The organism is Aestuariivirga litoralis (genome assembly GCF_003234965.1).
In the GTDB taxonomy this organism is placed as follows: domain Bacteria; phylum Pseudomonadota; class Alphaproteobacteria; order Rhizobiales; family Aestuariivirgaceae; genus Aestuariivirga; species Aestuariivirga litoralis.
Window position 1 is genome coordinate 338,197 of the sequence record NZ_QKVK01000003.1, and the last position, 19,634, is coordinate 357,830.

The 19,634-nt window shown below is 61.3% G+C and carries 27 protein-coding genes; 18 read left to right on the top strand and 9 right to left on the bottom strand.

Going from position 1 to position 19,634, the window contains the following annotated elements:
• Positions 1-13 precede the first annotated feature (13 nt).
• Complete coding sequence (locus DK847_RS08930) at positions 14-466, bottom strand: FxsA family protein (RefSeq protein WP_111197877.1); 453 nt, start codon at positions 464-466, stop codon at positions 14-16.
• A gap of 125 nt (positions 467-591) precedes the next feature.
• Between DK847_RS08930 and DK847_RS08935 the strand changes: the two genes are divergently transcribed.
• The 4 genes from DK847_RS08935 (at position 592) to DK847_RS08950 (ending at position 3,350) form a co-directional block, all read left to right on the top strand.
• Positions 592-1,296, top strand: a complete 705-nt coding sequence (locus DK847_RS08935) for a Tim44/TimA family putative adaptor protein (protein ID WP_111197879.1) — start codon at positions 592-594, stop codon at positions 1,294-1,296.
• A gap of 16 nt (positions 1,297-1,312) precedes the next feature.
• Positions 1,313-2,410 carry a murein transglycosylase A gene (gene mltA, locus DK847_RS08940; protein WP_161957205.1) on the top strand — a complete coding sequence of 366 codons (1,098 nt, stop codon included), beginning with the start codon at positions 1,313-1,315 and terminating at the stop codon, positions 2,408-2,410.
• A gap of 236 nt (positions 2,411-2,646) precedes the next feature.
• Complete coding sequence (locus DK847_RS20590; RefSeq protein WP_161957206.1) at positions 2,647-2,982, top strand: Smr/MutS family protein; 336 nt, start codon at positions 2,647-2,649, stop codon at positions 2,980-2,982.
• Positions 2,979-3,350 (top strand): helix-turn-helix domain-containing protein, encoded by a 372-nt coding sequence (locus tag DK847_RS08950; RefSeq protein ID WP_111197884.1) that lies wholly within the window; start codon positions 2,979-2,981, stop codon positions 3,348-3,350. Before DK847_RS20590 ends, DK847_RS08950 begins: the two co-directional genes overlap by 4 nt.
• Here DK847_RS08950 and hslU read toward each other — a convergent pair.
• Both hslU and hslV read right to left on the bottom strand, forming a co-directional pair.
• A complete protein-coding gene (gene hslU, locus DK847_RS08955; protein WP_111197886.1) occupies positions 3,340-4,641 on the bottom strand; it encodes an ATP-dependent protease ATPase subunit HslU in 1,302 nt (433 codons plus the stop codon). The two genes, DK847_RS08950 and hslU, sit on opposite strands and share 11 nt — an antisense overlap.
• Before the next feature lie 4 nt (positions 4,642-4,645).
• The gene (hslV, locus tag DK847_RS08960) at positions 4,646-5,203 is read right to left on the bottom strand and encodes an ATP-dependent protease subunit HslV (RefSeq protein ID WP_111197888.1); all 558 of its coding nucleotides are present in this window, start codon (positions 5,201-5,203) and stop codon (positions 4,646-4,648) included.
• A 125-nt stretch (positions 5,204-5,328) separates the two neighbouring features.
• Between hslV and hisB the strand changes: the two genes are divergently transcribed.
• Genes hisB through coaA form a run of 7 tightly spaced genes read left to right on the top strand, consistent with a single transcriptional unit; the run spans position 5,329 to position 9,805 of the window.
• Positions 5,329-5,922 carry an imidazoleglycerol-phosphate dehydratase HisB gene (hisB, locus tag DK847_RS08965; protein WP_111197889.1) on the top strand — a complete coding sequence of 198 codons (594 nt, stop codon included), beginning with the start codon at positions 5,329-5,331 and terminating at the stop codon, positions 5,920-5,922.
• The gene (locus tag DK847_RS08970) at positions 5,922-6,359 is read left to right on the top strand and encodes a DUF2628 domain-containing protein (protein WP_111197891.1); all 438 of its coding nucleotides are present in this window, start codon (positions 5,922-5,924) and stop codon (positions 6,357-6,359) included. The genes hisB and DK847_RS08970 overlap by 1 nt, the downstream gene beginning before the upstream one ends.
• 9 nt (positions 6,360-6,368) lie before the next feature.
• Positions 6,369-7,019 (top strand): imidazole glycerol phosphate synthase subunit HisH, encoded by a 651-nt coding sequence (hisH, locus tag DK847_RS08975; protein ID WP_111197893.1) that lies wholly within the window; start codon positions 6,369-6,371, stop codon positions 7,017-7,019.
• Positions 7,016-7,747, top strand: coding sequence for a 1-(5-phosphoribosyl)-5-[(5-phosphoribosylamino)methylideneamino]imidazole-4-carboxamide isomerase (gene hisA, locus DK847_RS08980; protein ID WP_111198153.1), 732 nt, complete (start codon positions 7,016-7,018; stop codon positions 7,745-7,747). Before hisH ends, hisA begins: the two co-directional genes overlap by 4 nt.
• Positions 7,747-8,508: an imidazole glycerol phosphate synthase subunit HisF gene (hisF, locus tag DK847_RS08985; RefSeq protein ID WP_111197894.1), complete on the top strand. Its 762-nt coding sequence runs from the start codon at positions 7,747-7,749 to the stop codon at positions 8,506-8,508. Before hisA ends, hisF begins: the two co-directional genes overlap by 1 nt.
• A gap of 10 nt (positions 8,509-8,518) precedes the next feature.
• Positions 8,519-8,851: a phosphoribosyl-ATP diphosphatase gene (locus DK847_RS08990; protein WP_111198155.1), complete on the top strand. Its 333-nt coding sequence runs from the start codon at positions 8,519-8,521 to the stop codon at positions 8,849-8,851.
• Positions 8,852-8,854: 3 nt separating this feature from the next.
• Positions 8,855-9,805 (top strand): type I pantothenate kinase, encoded by a 951-nt coding sequence (coaA, locus tag DK847_RS08995; protein ID WP_111197896.1) that lies wholly within the window; start codon positions 8,855-8,857, stop codon positions 9,803-9,805.
• On the opposite strand, the gene DK847_RS09000 is transcribed toward coaA, so the two are convergent.
• Positions 9,800-10,795, bottom strand: a complete 996-nt coding sequence (locus tag DK847_RS09000) for an adenosine kinase (protein ID WP_111197898.1) — start codon at positions 10,793-10,795, stop codon at positions 9,800-9,802. The two genes, coaA and DK847_RS09000, sit on opposite strands and share 6 nt — an antisense overlap.
• A 77-nt stretch (positions 10,796-10,872) precedes the next feature.
• Between DK847_RS09000 and DK847_RS09005 the strand changes: the two genes are divergently transcribed.
• Entirely contained in the window at positions 10,873-11,535 is a 663-nt protein-coding gene (locus tag DK847_RS09005; RefSeq protein WP_111197900.1) for an EI24 domain-containing protein, read from the top strand.
• On the opposite strand, the gene nth is transcribed toward DK847_RS09005, so the two are convergent.
• Entirely contained in the window at positions 11,507-12,166 is a 660-nt protein-coding gene (nth, locus tag DK847_RS09010) for an endonuclease III (protein ID WP_111197901.1), read from the bottom strand. The genes DK847_RS09005 and nth overlap by 29 nt on opposite strands.
• 42 nt (positions 12,167-12,208) lie before the next feature.
• Between nth and DK847_RS09015 the strand changes: the two genes are divergently transcribed.
• Positions 12,209-12,685, top strand: a complete 477-nt coding sequence (locus tag DK847_RS09015; RefSeq protein ID WP_111197903.1) for a DUF2244 domain-containing protein — start codon at positions 12,209-12,211, stop codon at positions 12,683-12,685.
• Between the two features lie 48 nt (positions 12,686-12,733).
• The gene (locus tag DK847_RS09020) at positions 12,734-13,612 is read left to right on the top strand and encodes a methylated-DNA--[protein]-cysteine S-methyltransferase (protein WP_111197904.1); all 879 of its coding nucleotides are present in this window, start codon (positions 12,734-12,736) and stop codon (positions 13,610-13,612) included.
• Between the two features lie 2 nt (positions 13,613-13,614).
• Here DK847_RS09020 and irrA read toward each other — a convergent pair whose 3' ends face one another.
• Positions 13,615-14,031 (bottom strand): iron response transcriptional regulator IrrA, encoded by a 417-nt coding sequence (irrA, locus tag DK847_RS09025; RefSeq protein ID WP_111197906.1) that lies wholly within the window; start codon positions 14,029-14,031, stop codon positions 13,615-13,617.
• A 157-nt stretch (positions 14,032-14,188) separates the two neighbouring features.
• On the opposite strand from irrA, the gene fabA reads away from it, so the two are divergent.
• From fabA to DK847_RS09045, 4 genes are read left to right on the top strand one after another with little or no spacing between them, the layout of a single operon-like run.
• A complete protein-coding gene (fabA, locus tag DK847_RS09030) occupies positions 14,189-14,701 on the top strand; it encodes a 3-hydroxyacyl-[acyl-carrier-protein] dehydratase FabA (protein WP_111198156.1) in 513 nt (170 codons plus the stop codon).
• A 14-nt stretch (positions 14,702-14,715) separates the two neighbouring features.
• Positions 14,716-15,927 (top strand): beta-ketoacyl-ACP synthase I, encoded by a 1,212-nt coding sequence (gene fabB, locus DK847_RS09035; protein ID WP_111197908.1) that lies wholly within the window; start codon positions 14,716-14,718, stop codon positions 15,925-15,927.
• Between the two features lie 7 nt (positions 15,928-15,934).
• Positions 15,935-16,756: an enoyl-ACP reductase FabI gene (gene fabI / locus DK847_RS09040; RefSeq protein WP_111197910.1), complete on the top strand. Its 822-nt coding sequence runs from the start codon at positions 15,935-15,937 to the stop codon at positions 16,754-16,756.
• 41 nt (positions 16,757-16,797) lie between these two features.
• Positions 16,798-17,157: a carboxymuconolactone decarboxylase family protein gene (locus DK847_RS09045; protein ID WP_111198158.1), complete on the top strand. Its 360-nt coding sequence runs from the start codon at positions 16,798-16,800 to the stop codon at positions 17,155-17,157.
• Here DK847_RS09045 and DK847_RS09050 read toward each other — a convergent pair.
• From DK847_RS09050 to coaBC, 3 genes are read right to left on the bottom strand one after another with little or no spacing between them, the layout of a single operon-like run.
• The gene (locus DK847_RS09050; RefSeq protein ID WP_193548184.1) at positions 17,154-17,969 is read right to left on the bottom strand and encodes a HesA/MoeB/ThiF family protein; all 816 of its coding nucleotides are present in this window, start codon (positions 17,967-17,969) and stop codon (positions 17,154-17,156) included. The two genes, DK847_RS09045 and DK847_RS09050, sit on opposite strands and share 4 nt — an antisense overlap.
• Positions 17,969-18,409: a dUTP diphosphatase gene (gene dut / locus DK847_RS09055; protein ID WP_111197913.1), complete on the bottom strand. Its 441-nt coding sequence runs from the start codon at positions 18,407-18,409 to the stop codon at positions 17,969-17,971. Before dut ends, DK847_RS09050 begins: the two co-directional genes overlap by 1 nt.
• Positions 18,406-19,629: a bifunctional phosphopantothenoylcysteine decarboxylase/phosphopantothenate--cysteine ligase CoaBC gene (gene coaBC / locus DK847_RS09060; RefSeq protein ID WP_111197915.1), complete on the bottom strand. Its 1,224-nt coding sequence runs from the start codon at positions 19,627-19,629 to the stop codon at positions 18,406-18,408. Before coaBC ends, dut begins: the two co-directional genes overlap by 4 nt.
• Positions 19,630-19,634 lie beyond the last annotated feature (5 nt).

The following is a 19,634-nucleotide window of genomic DNA, read 5'->3' on the forward strand; positions in this document are numbered from 1 at the left end:
GAGGCATAGCGCCTCAGCGCCCCGCCCGGTCAGGCGGTTCGATATCACCCGAGATCTCCACCGCTTCTGCCTCGATGATCCGGTCGTAGCGTCGCTGCCCGGCAGGTGGTGTTGAGTAAGTTTCGACTACGAACCGCTGACCGATCCACCTCCGCACCCCGGGCAGGAACAGTAACAGCGCCACAGCATCACTGAAGAAGCCGGGAAGAAGGAAAAGCAGTCCGGATGCGGTTTGGGCTGCCGCGAGGCCTCCGAGACCCTTCAGCGGCGATGCGGACTGGACAGGTGATCGCAGCGCGGCGACGATGCCAGTTCCGGCAGATTTAATCAGTCGGACGCCGATCACGCCGCCCAGCATCATCAGGAGCAGGGTCGGAACGATGCCGATCAGCTTTCCAACCCAGATGATGGAAGCAATCTCAGCCGCGGCGGCGGCGAGGAACAGGAGTGGAAGTGTTCGGATCATGGCTCGGAAGACTGTCCTTTGGTCTTGGACCGCGGAGGTCCCGCCTATATATAGGCTGCACTGGCCGCGGCGTCATGCTTCCGCGGGAAGCGCAATCTTCGGAAAATCGCCAACTGGTTGATGGAATGAGTTTTGACCCGCTGAACATCCTGCTCCTGGCCGTGGCCCTTGTGGTCTTCTGGCGGCTCCGTTCCGTTCTTGGTACCAGGACCGGCACCGAAAAGCCCCCATTCGACTTGTTCGGCACCCGGCGGGGCACGCAGGACCCGAACGCCCCCGTAACCCGTCTGCCTGAAACGCCACCCCCAAGTGCGAAGGACAGCGCTGACCGGGAACCGGCGCTTCCGGTTTGGAAGGGCTATGCCGAAGATGGTTCGGCTCTTGCATCGGGCCTGGAGCGGATCGCGGGTACGGATCCTGCCTTCTCGCCGCGCGGCTTCGTCGAGGGCGCGAAGCTGGCCTACGAGATGATCATCGATGCCTTTGCCAAGGGCGACAAGGCAGCGCTCAAGAACCTCCTGTCAAAGGAGGTTTTCGACGGGTTTTCACGCGCCATCGATGGCCGGACGAGTTACGGACAGCGTGTTGAGTCGCGATTTGTCGGAATCGACAAGGCGACGATCCTGCAGGCGGATCTCACCGGGCGAAAGGCCTCGATCACCGTCGAATTCGTGAGTGAACTCATCTCTGCCACCTATGACAAGGCTGGGCAGGTGGTTGACGGCAACCCGAGCGAAATTCGCCAGGTTACCGATGTCTGGACCTTCGAGCGTGATGTCGGCTCGCGCGATCCCAACTGGAAGCTGGTGGCCACCGAAGCTCCGGCTTGATCCCGGGCGTCACGCTATGGTCAGCTCCCTCTCTCCCGTGAACTTCGCTGATCTTGAAGCCTGGTATGACCACGATCATCACGCTGCCCTGCTGACGTTTCGACGCTCCTGCCGAGAGATGCTCGAACAGGGCGCGGGCTTCCGGCGTCCGGTTCGCTTTGGCGGCAGCCCGTCGTCGTGGCGCAGCACATGCCTGCGTGCCTTCGAGGCAGGGAACGCCCGCAAATTCTTCGAGAATGGCTTCCAGGCATTTCTCGTGCATGACGAGGTACGTCCGGAAGGCCTCTTCACAGGTTACTTCGAGCCCGAAGTGGATGGCAGCCGGATTCGCAGTTCGCAGTTCCGCGTTCCCCTCTATCGGCGGCCGAAGGATCTTGTAACATTCCCTGGCGCAAATGCGGAATTGTCGGAGCTCACATACGGCAGGGTGGTCGACGGGAAGCCCACGCTCTATTTCACGCGCCGCGAAATCGAAGAAGGCGCACTTGACGGACAGGGGCTGGAGATCGTCTGGCTCAGGGATTGGGCCGATGCCTACTTCATCCACATCCAAGGGTCGGCGCGGATACGGCTTGTGGAGGGAGGTGTGCTGCGCCTGTCCTACGCGGCGAAGTCCGGCCATCCCTACACCGGCATCGGTGCGCTTCTCGTCGAGCGTGGCACCTTGGCTGCAGACGCAATGTCGATGCAGGCGATCCGCCTCTGGATGGCAGATCATCCGCAGCAGGCGCGGGAACTCATGTGGGAGAATCGATCATTCGTGTTCTTCCGCGAGGTCGACCTCGAGGACCCGGGACTCGGAGCCCTCGGAGCGCAGCATGTTCAGCTCACCCCGCGGCGGAGCCTGGCCATCGACAGGTCATTGTGGATGTTCGGAACGCCCGTCTGGCTCGAGACCGAAGCGCCAACGGGAGCCGGGAACCAAGTTGATCTCTTTCGCCAGCTTCTCATTGCTCAGGACACGGGCAGCGCCATCAGGGGATTGTCCAGAGGCGATGTTTATTGGGGTTTTGGTGATGAAGCCGCGATGATTGCAGGCCCCATGAAGAGCCCGGGCCGCATGAGCGTACTCCTTCCTCATGAGGTGGCCAAGGAACTCGGGCTGCCGGCATGATCCGCAAGCCACCTGACTATGAACTTTGGCTCGAAGCCACCAAAACGGTTAAGCCGTTGCGGACGCGTTCTGGCTCAGCAGCATCGCGGCCTGCGGCACTTCCGACGTCTGCCAAGAAGAAGCTGGTGAACATGCCATCGGCACCACATGTTCATGTACCATCCCCCCTTCACAGACCACCGCCGCAGATTACCGGGCTTGACCGTCGCACGACGCAGCGGCTTACGCGGGGCCAGGTGGAGATCGACCGCAGGCTCGACCTGCATGGCACGGGCGTCGAAATGGCGCGTGTCCATCTCCTCGGTTTCCTGCGCGACTCGCAGGCGACAGGTGCCCGCAACGTCCTGATCATCACCGGCAAGGGAGATTCTCCCTTCTCGCGCCACACGCTGCATGGCGCTGGCCATTTCCATGCTCCGGAACGGGCCGGGCGATTGCGTCGGCTGGTGACGGAATGGTTCCACGAAGCGGAGTTCAGGAGCCTCGTTGCTGGCTTTCAGCCCGCGCATCCCAAACATGGGGGAGGTGGCGCCTATTACGTCCGTGTGCGGCGCCTCCGGGACGAAAGATGACACCTTTCGGCGACAGGATGCGAAAGTTGCGGGCTGAGCGCGGCGTCACACTGAAGGACATGGCGGAAGCACTTGGTGTGTCGTCCGCCTATCTCTCCGCCCTCGAACATGGCAAACGCGGCCGCCCCGGGTGGCATCTCATTCAGCGCATCCTGGCCTATTTCAACATCATCTGGGACGAGGCAGATGAGGTCGTTCGGCTCGCCCGCATCTCCCACCCGCGCATCACGATCGATACGTCCGGACTCAATCCCAAGGCCACGGAACTTGCAAATCGCCTTGCCGACGACATCGGCAAGCTCGATCCAGCAACGCTTGACGAACTGCTCTCGACATTGGGCAGAAAGCGCCAAAGGCCTAGAGGATAAACTTCGAGAGGTCGGCGTTCTTGGCGAGCGTGCCGACATGCTCCTCGACATAGGCACTGTCGATCACCACGGTGTCCCCTGACCGATCAGGAGCAACAAAACTCACATCGTCCAGAAGCCGCTCCATGACTGTCTGCAGACGTCGTGCCCCGATGTTCTCCACCGTTGCATTGGTGTCGGCCGCGATCTGGGCAATCGCGCTGATGCCGTCGGCCGTGAAGTCCAGGGTCACGCCCTCGGTCTTGAGCAAGGCCCTGTATTGCCTGATCAGGCTGGCCTCGGGCTCGGTCAGGATGCGCTCGAGGTCGGTGCGGTCCAGCGCCTTGAGTTCGACCCGGATCGGCAAACGCCCTTGAAGCTCCGGAAGAAGATCCGCAGGCTTGGCGATGTGGAAGGCACCCGAGGCAATGAACAGGATGTGATCTGTCTTCACCGGACCATGCTTGGTCGATACGGTAGTTCCCTCGATCAAGGGCAAGAGGTCGCGCTGCACGCCCTCACGGCTGACATCGGCCCCCTGTCGCTCCGACCGGGCGCAGATCTTGTCGATCTCGTCGAGGAAGACGATGCCATTTTGCTCGACCGCCTCGATGGCGTCCTGCACGATCTGGTCCTGGTCAAGCAGCTTGTCGGATTCATCCGCCAGCAGCACCTCATGGCTGGCCTTCACGGTCATGCGCCGGGGCTTGGTGTGGCCACCGAAGGCCTTGCCCAACATGTCGGAGAGATTGACGACGCTGGCCGAACCGCCGGGCATGCCCGGAATCTCGAAGCTTGAGGACCCGGCATCCGTCACCTGGATTTCGATCTCCCGGTCGTCCAGTTCGCCGGCTCGCAGCTTGCGGCGGAAGGCTTCACGCGTGGTCTCGGACGCGTTGGCGCCGACGAGGGCCTCGATGACCCGGCGCTCGGCATTGAGCTGCGCCTGGGCCTCGACATCCTTGCGACGGGCGGCACGGGTCATTGCGATGCCGGACTCCAGCAGATCGCGCACGATCTGGTCGACGTCGCGGCCCACATAACCCACTTCGGTGAATTTCGTGGCCTCGATCTTCAGGAATGGTGCGTTTGCAAGCTTGGCCAGGCGCCTTGCAATTTCCGTCTTGCCCACGCCGGTTGGCCCGATCATGAGGATGTTCTTCGGCATCACCTCGTCACGCAGGCTTCCGTCGAGTTGCTTGCGCCGCCATCGGTTGCGCAGGGCAATGGCGACAGCTCGCTTGGCCTCCATCTGGCCGACAATGTGGCGGTCAAGTTCGGATACGATTTCGCGGGGCGAAAAATCAGTCATGTCCTCAGGTCCGGTCGGCCGTAGCCAGTGATTCAACGGTCAGGTTGTGATTGGTGTAGACGCAGATTTCAGCGGCAATGGCCATGGCCTTGCGTGCGATGGTCTCCGCATCGAGATCGCTGTCGGCAAGGGCGCGCGCTGCCGCCAGTGCATAATTGCCGCCAGAACCGATGGCGATGATGCCATTTTCGGGTTCCAGCACGTCCCCTGTGCCTGTCAGCACCAGTGTAACATTCTTGTCCGCCACGATCATCATGGCCTCAAGGCGCCGAAGGTAGCGGTCGGTCCGCCAGTCCTTCGCCATTTCCACGCATGCCCGGGTGAGCTGGTTGGGATACTGTTCAAGTTTCGACTCGAGACGTTCAAACAGCGTCATGGCGTCGGCGGTTGCCCCTGCGAACCCGCCGATCACCTGTCCCACCCCAAGGGGACGCACCTTGCGGGCATTTCCCTTGATAACGGTCTGGCCGAGACTGACCTGACCATCGCCCGCGATAACCACTTTTCCAGCCTTCCGGACTGAGAGGATTGTGGTGCCGTGCCAAGTCGTTGTTTCTGCCATGGGGTTTTCCTGAAGACGTTCTCCGGCTCATGTAGGCTTCCCGGGGCTCAAAGAAAAGGCAGCCTTGGCCAATTCCTGTTGCATCTGCTAAGAGGCCGGGCATTCATGCAGCTGGACGCTCCGCGATGCGCAAGGCCTCGATCGACCGCAAGACCACCGAAACCCGGATTTCCGCAACCGTCGATCTCGACGGCACCGGCGCCTTCAACGTCAGTTCCGGCGTGGGTTTCCTGGACCACATGCTGGAACAGCTGTCCCGTCATTCCCTGATCGACCTGGTGCTGAAGGCGGAAGGCGACCTCCACATCGACTTCCACCACACGGTAGAAGATTCAGGCATCGCCATCGGCCAGGCTGTCGCGAAGGCATTGGGAGACCGCAAGGGGATCTGCCGCTACGCGAGCCTGCACCTGCCGATGGATGGCACGCTCACCCGTGCAGCCATCGATGTTTCGGGGCGTCCGTTCCTTGTCTGGAAAGTGCATTTCACAGCACCGAAGATAGGTGACTTCGACACTGAACTGGTGCGCGAGTGGTTCCAGGCCTTCACCATGAATGCCGGCGTCACCCTGCATGTCGAGACGCTCTACGCCGACAACAATCACCACATCGCCGAGTCCTGCTTCAAGGCACTTGCCCGCGCGCTTCGTGAGGCGATCGAAATCGATCCGCGACAGAAGGACAGAATTCCCTCTACCAAGGGAACGCTGGCAGGCTGATGACCATCTACGCCGTTCTCGAGCCACCTGACGACAGCCCCTGGCGCGTGACTTTCGTGCCCGAAGGTTTTTCCTGGGGGGCTTTCGCGTTCACCGTCATCTGGGCCTTGTGGCATCGCTTGTGGGTGGTGGCGGCTCTGCTGTTCTCTTTGTCCGCCGTGTTTACAATCGCTGCAAATCTGCAGCTCTTGGGACCAGGGCTCGCAACGCTCCTGCAATTTGGCATTTCCTTGTTGTTCGCCTTCGAGGCGCGTGCCCTGCAGGTGAAATCACTTGAACGTGCCGGCTTCCGCCGCGCCGGATTGATCCAGGCGAGTTGCCTCGAGGCGGCCGAACTCACCTACTTTGACGGCCGTGCGCCATGTGCGTCGATGCCTCCGGTCTCGCCCCGTCGAGCCGGGCAAGATGACCCACTCGGCATTTTCGGCAAGGTGTGAGCCCGCAGCATGAGTGTAGCCATCATCGATTACGGATCAGGCAACCTCCATTCTGCCGCCAAGGCCATGGAGCGCGCGGCGCGGGACAGTGGTGTCGCCACGGCAGTCCATGTCACGTCAGACCCCGAGCTGCTGCGGCGGGCCGAGCGGCTGGTGCTGCCCGGGGTTGGTGCCTTCAAGGATTGCCGCAATGGGCTGATGGCCGTTCCGGGGCTGTGGCAAACATTGCAGGATGAGGTCACTGCCAAGGGTAAACCCTTCCTTGGCATCTGTGTGGGCATGCAGTTGATGGCTTCGCGCGGGCTGGAGCATGATATCACCGAGGGGTTCGGCTGGATCCCCGGCGAAGTGTTGCCGATTGCGCCGCGCGATCCGTCGTTCAAGATTCCCCACATGGGTTGGAATACGCTGGACCAGCAGCGCACGCATCCCCTGCTTGATGGCATTCCTCTGGGCGAAACTGGCCTGCACGCCTATTTCGTTCATTCCTATCACCTTGTTGCCGCGCGAGTCCATGACGTGATCGCCACCACCGAGCACGGCCAATCCGTGACGGCCATGGTGGGACGAGATAACCTGATTGGTACCCAGTTCCACCCCGAAAAAAGCCAGGTACTGGGACTTACATTACTCGCAAATTTCTTGCGGTGGCGGCCATGATCCTGTTTCCCGCCATCGACCTGAAGGATGGCCAATGCGTGCGCCTCAAGCTCGGCGATATGGCCCGGGCCACGGTGTTCAACGATGATCCGGCCGCTCAGGCGAAGAGCTTCGAAGACCAGGGGTTTGCATGGCTGCACCTCGTCGATCTCAATGGCGCCTTTGAAGGCAGGCCGGTCAATGCCGAGGCAGTGGAGGCAATCCTCGAAGCGGTGAAGCTTCCTGTTCAGCTAGGCGGCGGCATCCGCAACCTGGGCCAGATCGAGTCCTGGCTGGGCAAGGGAATCCGCCGGGTCATCCTAGGTACGGTAGCGCTTCGCGATCCGGCGCTGGTGCGCGAGGCCTGCAGGCTCTTTCCCGGCCACATCGCTGTTGGCATCGATGCAAAGGGAGGTCGTGTCGCTGTTGAAGGCTGGGCGGAAACATCCGACCTCACCGCCGTGGCGCTCGCCAGGCAGTTCGCTGATGTCGGCGTTTCAGCCATCATTTTCACTGATATCGACCGTGACGGTGTGCTGCAGGGTCTTAATATCGACTCGACACTCGAGCTTGCGCGATCTGTTCCCGTGCCGGTCATCGCCAGCGGTGGCCTGGCATCCATGGATGATATCCAACGTCTGCTTCAGCCTGATTGCCGCATACTCGAAGGCGCCATTTCAGGTCGCGCACTCTATGACGGGCGGATCGACGTTCCCCAGGCGCTCCGCCTCATCCGGGAGGCTCGGTGATGCTCAAGGCCCGGCTCATTCCCTGCCTCGATGTGAAGGATGGCCGTGTCGTGAAGGGCGTCAATTTCGTCGACCTCCGCGATGCGGGCGATCCGGTGGAAATCGCCAAGGCCTATGACGCCGCGGGAGCGGATGAACTCTGCCTTCTCGACATCACGGCAACGCATGAGAACCGCGGTATCATCTTCGACGTGGTCCAGCGCACGGCCGAAGCCTGCTTCATGCCGCTGACGGTCGGCGGCGGCGTACGAACGCTGGATGACATCCGCCGGTTGCTGCTGGCGGGAGCCGACAAGGTGTCGATCAATTCAGCCGCCGTCGCCAATCGCGATTTCGTCCGGCAGGCGGCGGAAAAGTTCGGCGCGCAATGCGTCGTCGTTGCCATCGATGCGAAACAGGTGTCGCCCGGGAAGTGGGAGATCTTTACCCATGGCGGCCGGCAACCGACAGGAATTGACGCGGAGGATTTTGCCCGCGAGGTGGCCTCGCTTGGCGCTGGCGAAATCCTGCTCACGTCGATGGACCGGGACGGCACCGGCAAGGGCTTCGACATCGAACTCACCCGCACCATCGCTGACGCTGTGACTGTGCCCGTGATCGCCTCTGGCGGGGTGGGCACGCTGGAGCACCTCGTCGGCGGCATTCGCGACGGCCACGCTGCGGCCGTGCTGGCGGCGTCGATCTTCCATTTTGGAACCTATTCCATCACAGAGGCAAAGCGGCATCTCTCTGCGGCGGGCATCCCCATGCGGCTCGGCTAGGACTATGCACATGACTGACCATCGTCTCGATGTTCTTGCAGCGCTTGGCGACGAGGTGATGCAGCGCAGGCAGGCATCTCCGGAGACCTCCTACACCGCAAAGCTGCTGTCACAGGGGGTGGAGAAGTGTGCCAAGAAATTCGGCGAGGAAGCAGTTGAGCTCGCACTCGCCGCAGTCCTGCGCGAGAAGGCGCACACCACGTCCGAGGCTGCCGACGTTCTCTATCATCTGCTCGTTCTGCTCACTGCTGCCGACGTGAAACTGTCGGACGTGATGGCTGAACTTGCCCGCCGCCAGGGCATGAGCGGACTTGCTGAAAAAGCCTCCAGGCCCAAGGATTGATCCATGGAAGAACTCGTCAAGGAAGTTTCCCCATTCCGCCGCTTCTCGCGCGAGGAATGGGCAGCCTTGCGCGCCGACACGCCGATGACGCTGACGCAGAGGGACCTCGACGAGCTGCGCGGCCTCAATGACCGCATCGATCTCGCAGAAGTCGAAACCATCTACCTGCCCCTGTCACGGCTGCTCAACCTCTATGTTGCGGCAACGCAGGGGCTGTTCCGCGCCACCAACAATTTCCTTCACCTCACCGACCGCAAGGTTCCCTATGTTATTGGCATGGCGGGCAGCGTGGCGGTCGGCAAGAGCACCACAGCGCGCATTCTGCAGCGCCTTCTGGCGCGCTGGCCCAAGCACCCGAAAGTGGACCTGGTGACCACGGATGGTTTCCTGTTGCCGAATTCCATCCTCGAACGCGAAGGACTGATGACCCGAAAGGGCTTTCCGGAAAGCTACGACCTCCCGGCAATCCTCCGTTTCCTCTCCGACATCAAGGCAGGCAAGCGCAATGTCACAGCGCCGCTCTATTCGCATCTCACCTATGACGTGCTGAAGGACGAACGCGCCGTGATCGACCAGCCCGACATCCTGATCGTCGAAGGTGTCAACGTGCTGCAGACCGGGCGGCCGCCGCGCGATGGCCGCGGCATACCGAACAGTTCGGATTTCTTCGATTTTTCAGTCTATATCGATGCTGATACGATGGACCTCAAGACGTGGTACATCGAGCGCTTCCTGACGCTCCGCGACAGCGCCTTCCGCAATCCCAGATCCTACTTCCACCGCTATTCCACTCTCACCGACAAGGAGTCGCGCGACACCGCGACTCGCATCTGGGACACGATCAACCTCGTGAACCTGCGCGAAAACATCCTGCCCACACGGCCGCGTGCTGACCTCGTGCTCCGCAAGGGTGCCGATCACTTCATCCGCAGCGTCTTCCTCAGGAAGCTATAGCAGGCCCAAGTTTTCCGCGTGGCTGCGCAGCCTTACTTCGGGACGGGCGCCGATATGCGAGATGACTTCTGCCGCAGCCATGGACCCGAGCCGCGCCGATTCATAAAGTGTCTTGCCATTGGTAACACCGTAAAGGAAACCGGCGGCGAAAAGATCACCGGCTCCCGTTACGTCAACGACCTTGCTTACCGGATGAGCAGGGCTCTCGAGTAATTCGTTGCCTTTGACGACCACGCAGCCCTTCTCGGAGCGCGTCACGACGGCGATGGGGCAATCGGCGGCTATGGCACTTACGGCGCCGTCGAAATTCTGTGTCTGGTACAGCGACTTGATCTCTGTCTCGTTGGCGAAAACGATATCGATGTCACTGCGGATGAGTTCGAGAAAACTGTCGCGGTGCCGCTCGACGCAGAAGGAGTCAGAGAGTGTGATCGACGTCTTGCGCCCCGCCGTCCGGGCAATGCGTGCCGCCAGCTTGAAGGCTTCCTTTGCCTCCGGCCGGTCCCACAGATAGCCCTCCATGTAGGTGACCTGCGCGGCCTCCACGATCCTGCTGTCGACGTCAGCTGTGGTGAAGTTCACGCAGGCGCCGAGATAAGTGTTCATCGTGCGCTCGCCATCCGGTGTCACCAGGATGAAGGAGCGGGCAGTCGCTGGGCCATCCGCCGCCGGGGGCGTGTCGAATGCAACACCCTGCGCCCGCATGTCATGACGGAAGATGGTGCCCAGCTGATCGGCCTTGACCTTGCCGAAATAGGCGGCCCGACCGCCCAGAGAGGCGAGACCCGCCGCAGTATTGCCCGCCGATCCGCCCGACACCTCGATCGCCTGGCCCATGTCCCCATAGAGTTCTTCGGCGCGCGCCTCATCAATCAGGTTCATCGAGCCCTTCACCAGCCCGTGGCGGGAGACGAAGTCCTCGCTCACCCGCGCGATAACGTCAACGATCGCATTGCCGATGCAGAGGACGTCGAAACCGGAAGCCGTCATGGAAATCTCCTAGCCTTTTCCCACCGCCCTAGCGAAGCCAGCTTGCGCTGGCAAGCCGGGGTGATTACGTGGGAGACATGTTTACGTCTGCCATCCGAGCCTTTGGTGACCTGTTTTCGCCAGAATTCCGCTCCGTGCTGCTCAAGGCGCTGGGGCTGACCATCGCGCTGTTCATTGCTGTTCTGGTGATCGCCGAGGTGCTGATCGCCAGCTTCACCCATTTTTCTTGGCCGTGGGCTGATCGGCTGGTGGAGATTGGCACGGGCCTCGCTCTGCTCGTTGCCTTCTTTTTCCTCATGTCACCCGTCACCGCAGCCTTTGCCGGCCTTTTTCTCGACCGGATTGCCGAGAAGGTGGAGGAGCGGCATTACCCATGGGATCCGCGGGGTACGCCCCTGCCGGCGGGCAGGGCCATTCTTATGGCCATCCAGTTTTTCGTTGTGGTGTTGCTGGTGAACCTGGCCGTGCTGCCCACCGTGTTCTTCGGCTTTGGCGTCCTGGTCTTGATTGCCGCCAACGCCTATCTGATTGGGCGGGAATATTTCGAGATGGTTGCAATGAGGCATATGCCGGTGGAGGAGGCGAGGACTCTGCGGAAGGAAAACAGCCCCACCGTTTTCATTGCCGCGCTGTTGCCGGCGGTGATGTCTGTCGTGCCCTTCGTCAACCTCGTGGTGCCGCTGTTCTCGACGGCCTATTTCACCCATTTGTTCAAGTCGGTGCGGGCGTCTTCGGCCTGAAGCGACAGATATCGGAGATGAGGCAGCGCCAGCATTCGGGCTTCCTCGCCTTGCACACATAGCGCCCGTGCAGGATCAGCCAGTGGTGGGCATGGCGACCATATCGGGCGGGCACCACCTTGAGCAGCTTCAGCTCCACCTCCAGCGGTGTCTTTCCGGGTGCCAGGCCAGTGCGGTTGCCAACCCGGAACAAATGCGTATCCACTGCGATGGTCGGGTGCCCAAAGGCGATGTTGAGCACCACATTGGCCGTCTTCCGCCCCACACCGGGAAGGGCTTCGAGAGCCTCCCGGTCGTCCGGCACGATACCTCCATGCTGGTCAAGTAGCTGATGCGACAGCAGAATCACATTCTTTGCCTTGCCGCGAAACAGCCCGATGGTCTTGATCGCGTCACGCACCGTATCCTCCCCGAGAGCGACCATCTTTTCGGGGGAATCAGCAATGGCGAAGAGTGGCTTGGTGGCTTTGTTCACCCCCTCGTCCGTCGCCTGTGCCGAGAGCACGACGGCAACGAGCAGCGTGTAGGGATTGAGGTAATGGAGTTCACCCTTCGGCTCGGGATTGGCCGCGTGAAAGCGGCGGAAGATCTCCTCCACCTCCTCCTGTTTGAGACGGCTTGCCTTGGCCATGGCACTCGTGTTCCCTTGCAGACCTTGAGGTAGAACAGCGATATGGACCAGAGCAACAGCAAAGTCTGGCAGGCGACGTTGACGCCACACCGAAGCTTGAACCGGCAGGGCTATTTTGTCCTGATGGGGCTGGTGATCCTGGTAAATCTGGTCGTCGCGGGCATGTTCGTGGCGCTAGGGGCCTGGCCAATCGCCGGCTTTGCCGGACTGGATGTGCTGCTGGTCTGGTGGGCCTTCAGGGTCAACTTTGCCGATGCCCGGAAGCTGGAGCGCATTTCCATTACCGAGCACGAGCTGGTGATCGACCGTGAATGCGAAAGGCATCCTCCCCAGCAGCAACGCTTTGTGCGCCGCTGGGTGCGTGTCGAGCTTGAAGAGGACCGGGAGCGCGAGCTGATCGGCAGTCTCGTGCTGGTATCCGGGCCGACCCGTATTTCGGTTGGAGAGTTCCTGGCTCCGGAAGAACGCAAGACCTTGGCAAATGCCCTGAGGTCGGCCCTTGCCATTCCACGGATCTGATCAGGTTTCGGGTGGGAAAATGGCACATCCGGGTTTAGCTTCCGGTTCATGGAAAACGCCACGACCCTCACCGAAGCTGCCCGCGACTACGAACTGGTTCGCCGCAACCTTGATTACCTGCGCGAGCATTGGCGTGAGCAACCATCGCTCGCCCTGCTAGCTGAGCGCAATGACATGAGCGCCGCGCACTTGCAGCGGCTGTTCATGCGCTGGGCCGGGTTGAGCCCCAAGGCCTTCATACAGGCACTCACTATCGATCATGCCCGCACGCTGTTGCGGGACTCCGCCAGCGTCCTCGATACCAGCTATGAAGTCGGGTTGTCCGGTCCCGGTCGGCTGCACGATCTGTTCGTGACCCACGAGGGCATGACCCCCGGGGATTACAAGGCGCGTGGCAAAGGCCTCACCATCCGTTACGGTTTCCATCCCTGCCCGTTCGGCAAGGTTCTGCTGATGATGACTGAGAAGGGCATTTGCGGCTTGGCCTTCGCTGACGACGGTCGGGAACACGCCAGTTTTCTCGACATGCGAAGCCGCTGGCCTGAGGCGCAATTCGTTGAGGACACCGCTGCAACAGCGGTTCCGGTGGCGCGCATCTTCGACCCGGGGCGCTGGGTGGCGGAACAGCCGTTGCGCATCGTGTTCATCGGCACGGAATTTGAAACCAGGGTATGGCAAACCCTGCTGAAAATCCCCATGGGCCGCGCCACCACCTATTCCGACATCGCCGGTCACATCGGCAACCCCAAGGCCTCCCGCGCAGTGGGTGCGGCAGTGGGGCGCAATCCGATTTCTTTCGTGGTGCCATGCCACCGAGTGCTCGGCAAGTCAGGTAGCCTCTGCGGTTACCACTGGGGACTGACGCGCAAACAGGCCATTCTCGGGTGGGAAGCAGGCTTGGTGGCAGGAGGCAGCAAGGCCGCCTGAGATCAGGAACCGGCCTTGCGCAACCGGATGATGATGTCCACCCGGTCGATCTCTGTCCCAGTGGGAAGTGGTGGCAGGCCCATGACCTGAAGATGCTCGGTACCGATATCGACCAGCGAATCCGTCTCTTCGATGTAGTAGTGGAAATGGTTCGAAGTGTTGGTGTCGAAGAAGGTGCGGTCACCCTCGAAGGCAACCTCGCGGAGAAGCCCTGCTGCCTTGAACTGGTTCAGCGTGTTGTAGACCGTGGCGAGAGAGACGTTGATACGGGCCGTAAGTGCCTCCTGGTGAAGGCTTTCCGCGCTCACGTGACGGTCTCCGGCCCCAAACAGGATGGCGGCCAGGGAAAGGCGTTGCCGGGTGGGGCGTAGCCCCGCCAGCCTCAGCCGTTCAGCCAGTGCGTTGTCCTGCAGATCCATGATCGAGCCTCTTATACGCGAAACCCCTTAGGCAAGGCAATCTTGGCGCCAGTGGGGCGGCCAACCCTTGCCCGAAAGCGGGCTTGGACCAGATATTTCCATGTGATAGGAACGGCGGAACCGGGGCGGGCCGGTGCAGTTTGGGACCAGAGGCAGAATGAACCAACCGAAGTCGAGCTACGATTACGCGGATCTCTTGGCCTGCGGCCGCGGCGAACTCTTCGGGCCCGGGAACGCCCAGTTGCCCCTGCCCCCGATGCTGATGTTTGACCGCATCACGGAAATATCAAAGGATGGTGGCGCCGCAGGACTCGGCAAGGTTGTGGCCGAGTTTGATGTTAAACCTGATCTCTGGTTTTTCGGCTGCCATTTTCAGGGCGATCCCGTCATGCCGGGCTGCCTCGGTTTGGACGCCCTCTGGCAGATGACTGGCTTCTTCCTTGGCTGGCTGGGCGAGCCCGGACGTGGCCGCGCCCTGGGCGTTGGCGAGGTCAAACTGTCTGGTATGGTGACTCCCCTTGTCAAGAAAGTGACCTATGAAGTCGAGGTCACCCGTCTTATCCTGCGCAAACTCAAGATGGCGGTTTCGAACGGGATCATGAAGGCCGATGGTGAAACGGTCTATCAGGTTACCGATATGAAGGTCGGACTGTTCCAGCCCACGGCCTGAGAAAGGGAGTCAACATGCGGCGTGTCGTCGTGACCGGCCTCGGCATCGTGTCGAGCATCGGCAACAATGTGCAGGAAGTGCTGAATTCGCTGTTCGAGGCCAAATCCGGCATCGTCAAGGCAGATCAGTACGAGAAACTCGGCTTCCGTTGCCAGGTACATGGCGCTCCCACCTTCGATCTCGAAAGCGTCGACCGCCGCGTGCGCCGTTTCATGGGAGACGGGGCGGCCTGGAACTATGCCGCCATGCAGCAGGCAATCGTTGATTCCGGACTGGAGGAGACGGACGTCAAGAATGACCGGACTGGTATCATCATGGGTTCGGGCGGGCCCTCCACCCGCACCATCGTGCAAGCCGCCGACACAACCCGCGAAAAGGGCCCAAAGCGGGTCGGCCCCTTCGCCGTGCCCGCGGCCATGTCCAGCACCAACTCGGCAACGCTGGCGACACCCTTCGGTATCCGTGGCGTCAATTATTCGATCTCGTCGGCCTGCGCCACTTCTGCGCACTGCATCGGCAATGCAGCCGAGATGATCCAGTGGGGCAAGCAGGACGTGATGTTCGCCGGAGGCGGCGAGGAACTCGACTGGACCCTCTCGGTGTTGTTCGACGCGATGGGCGCCATGTCATCGAAGTACAACGACACGCCCGCTACCGCCTCCCGCGCTTATGACAAGAATCGCGACGGCTTCGTCATTGCCGGCGGTGCAGGCACTGTCGTCCTCGAGGAACTCGAGCACGCCAAGGCGCGTGGCGCCAAGATCTATGCTGAACTCATCGGCTATGGGGCAACGTCAGACGGCTACGACATGGTGCAGCCCTCAGGCGAGGGCGCGACCCGCTGCATGAAGCAGGCGCTCGGCAATGCCGGAACCATCGACTACATCAATCCGCACGGCACCTCGACGCCGATCGGTGACAAGAAGGAGATCGAGGCGATCCGCGCCGTCTTCGGCGACAGGATTCCGCCGATCTCAAGCACCAAGTCGCTGACCGGCCATTCACTGGGAGCGGTGGGCGTGCAGGAGGCGATCTATTCGATCCTCATGATGAAGAACAACTTCCTCTGCGAAAGCGCTCACATCGAGGAACTCGACCCTGACTTCGCCGATGTCCCGATCATCCGCAAGCGGATCGACAACGCCAAGATCGACACGGTGATGTCCAACAGCTTCGGCTTCGGTGGCACCAACGCAACCCTCGTCTTCCAGCGCTACAACGGCTGATCTCCACATGACCAATTCTCTGATGGCGGGCCGCCGCGGACTCATCATGGGTGTCGCGAACGACCACTCGATTGCCTGGGGCATTGCCCAGCAACTTCACAGGCATGGCGCAGAACTCGCCTTCACCTATCAGGGTGAAGCCTTTGGCAAGCGCGTGAAGCCGCTGGCCGAGTCGGTCGGTTCTTCCATGCTTCTGCCCTGCGATGTCGAAGACATCGGCACGGTGGACGCGGTTTTCGAAGAACTCCGGAAAGGCTGGGGCAGCATCGACTTCGTGGTGCATGCCATCGCCTTCTCTGACAAGAACGAGCTGAAGGGCAAATACGCCGACACGACGCGCGAGAACTTCATCCGCACCATGGTGATCTCCTGCTTTTCCTTCACCGAAATCGCCAAGCGCGCCGCTCCCCTGATGACGAATGGCGGTTCGCTGATCACCCTCACCTATGGTGGCTCGGTGCGCGTCATGCCGAATTACAATGTCATGGGCGTGGCCAAGGCCGCTCTCGAGTCTTCCGTGCGTTATCTGGCAGCTGACTATGGCCCGCAGGGCATTCGGGTCAACGCCATTTCGGCGGGTCCGATGCGCACCCTCGCGGGTGCCGGCATCGGGGATGCGCGCGCCATGTTCAGCTATCAGCAGGACCACGCGCCACTCCGGCGAACCATCACGCTGGAGGAGGTCGGTGGTGCCGGGCTCTATCTGCTTTCGCCGCTGTCCGGCGGCGTTACCGGCGAAATCCATTATGTGGATTCGGGTTACAACATCATCTCGATGCCTCGCCCGGAGGACCTCAAGCAAGGTTTGAGCGAAGTCAAGGCGAGTTGATATCTTCTGGATGAAGACCACTCCAGACAATGGAGTGTTTCATGAGCAAGGACTGGAAGAACCTCATCGCCGAACTATCTTCGCCGCTGCGTGAACTGCGCGAGGGCGCCCCGGATGTCATGAAGGGCTTTTCCGGCATAGCCCAGGCAGCGTTGAAGGCCAATGCACTGGACACCAAGACGAAGGAACTGATCGCTCTGGCAATTGGCGTGGCCACGCGCTGTGATGACTGCATCGCCTTTCATTCCAAGGCGGCCGCTCTTCAGGGCGCGACCCGGGAAGAGATCCTCGAAACGCTGGGCATGGCGATCTACATGGGTGCGGGTCCATCCGTCATGTATGCCGCGCATGCACTCGATGCGTTTGGACAGCTCGCTCCGCCAAAGGGTGAACCCGCCTAGCGGTCGAGATAGTTTGACTGCTGAAGGGATTTGATCGTCGGGTTGCGCCCCGTCAGGGGGTTTTCAGGATTCCAAGCCAGCTTCGTTTCATAGAAGCTGGTGGCGAGAGCGTCATACATCAGAAGCCGCCCTGCAAGGCTTTCCCCGATGCCGAGGATTTCCTTGATCACCTCCATCGCCTGCATGGAACCCAGGATGCCCGGCAATGCGCCCAGGATACCGGCTTCCTCGCATGCGGGGAACAGGCCGCGTGGCGGCAGTTCGCCAATAAGGCAACGATATGTGGGCCATGGCGCGCCGTCCTGTCCCGTCTCATGTGGCTTGAAGGTGGAGAGCTGGCCGTCGAATTGGCCGACCGCAGCCGTCACCAGTGTCTTTCGGGCGAAATAGCAGGCGTCACTGACGAGAAAGCGCGTGGGAAAGTTGTCGCAGCCATCAGCGACGATGTCATAGGACGATATGATGGCAAGCGCATTGTCCGCGGTGATCCGATGGGCATGCTCGATTACCTGTACATACGGGTTCAGGCCCTGCATCGTCTGGCGTGCACTGGAGGTCTTGGGGATTCCGATGCGAGCGGTGGTGTGGATGATCTGCCGTTGCAGGTTCGAAAGGCTCACCGTGTCATGGTCGACGATGCCGATGGTGCCGACACCCGCTGCAGCCAGATAATAAAGCAGTGGCGCGCCGAGCCCACCCGCGCCGATAACGAGAACCCTCGCATTCTTCAGCCGGTTCTGACCAGGACCGCCGACCTCGTGCAGCACCAGATGCCGCGCATAACGCTCGACCTCGTCCGCTGACAGCGCCATCAGCGATGCCCTGACGAGCCGAAGCCTCCGGCACCACGTGCTGTTTCGTCGAGCCTATCCACTTCCTGCCAGCCGATACGCGTAACTGGAGCAATCACCATCTGGGCGATCCGGTCACCGCGGGCGATCATGAAGTCGGCCTCGCCGTGGTTGATGAGTGGCACCTTCACCTCTCCGCGGTAATCGCAGTCGATGGTACCTGGTGAGTTGAGGACGGTGACGCCATGCTTCACAGCGAGGCCCGATCGTGGCCTCACCTGCGCCTCGAAGCCCTGTGGGAGGGCGATGGCTATTCCAGTGGGCACCAGGTGCCGTGCGCCTGGCTTCAGTGTCACGGGCTCGGCAGCGCGCAGGTCCATGCCCGCTGCTCCTTCCGTTTCGTAGGCGGGCAGCGGCAGGTCCTGGTTGTGAGGGAGGCGCCTGATCTCGACCGTGGTCATTTGGCAACCTTCTGCTGCGGGACCAGCATCTGCGCAAGGCGTTCCATCAATCTTCGTGCAACCTCGTCCTTGCTCATCTGCGGCCAATCCTCGACTCCTGACGCGGTCACGAGATGAACCGTATTGCGGTCACCGCCGAAAACCCCCGACCCCTTGCTGACGTCGTTTGCGACGATGAGGTCGCAGCCCTTGCTTTTCAGTTTTCGGGCCGCGTACTCGGACACCCTCTCCGTCTCGGCTGCGAAGCCGACGACGATCTTTGGCCGATTGGGGCTACGGGAAATGGTGGCGAGAATGTCGGGGTTTTCGGTGAGGCGAAGGGTCGGAGGGCCGTCTCCCGATTTCTTTAGCTTCTCCGGCGCTTCGGAGGCCACACGCCAGTCGGCGACGGCGGCTGTGAAGATGGCGATGTCGGCCGGCATTTCACCTTCGCATGTTTCCAGCATGTCCTGCGCGGTCTCCACAGGCATCATCTGTACACCGGGTGGGATGGCAAGGGACACGGGCCCCGACACCAGCACGGTCTCCGCTCCAAGCTCCACCGCCGCCATCGCAATGGCATAGCCCTGTTTTCCCGAGGAATGATTGGAGATGAAGCGAACGGGGTCGATGGGTTCGCGCGTCGGGCCTGCGGTAATCACCACCTTCTTCCCCGCCAGCGGCTGAGCCTTGGGCTTGAGCATGTCGAGGATAGCGGTGAGGATCTCGTTCGGTTCCGCCATGCGGCCGGGTCCGAACTCGCCGCACGCCATTTCGCCGTCGTTGGGACCGACGAAGGTGACGCCATCATGCTTCAGCGTTGCTGTGTTGCGCTCGGTCGCGGCATGGCGCCACATCCGGACGTTCATCGCGGGCGCGAGCAGAACGCGTTTGTCCGTGGCGAGAAGGGCGGTCGAGGCAAGGTCATCTGCAAGGCCGTTTGCCATCTTTGCCATGAGGTCAGCCGTTGCCGGAGCGACGACGACGACATCAGCCGAACGCGAAAGCTGGATATGACCCATCTCGACTTCGTCGGTAAGGCTGAAGAGCGCAGTATAGACCTTCTCGCCGGAGAGAGCAGCCAGCGAAAGTGGCGTGACGAACTGTTCCGCCGCCTTGGTCAGGATGATGCGCACGGCAGCACCACGTGTCTTCAGCAGGCGGACGAGTTCATGCGCCTTGTAGGCGGCAATGCCGCCACCGATGATGAGGAGGACCGATTTTCCCGCAAGCGATGTCATGGGGC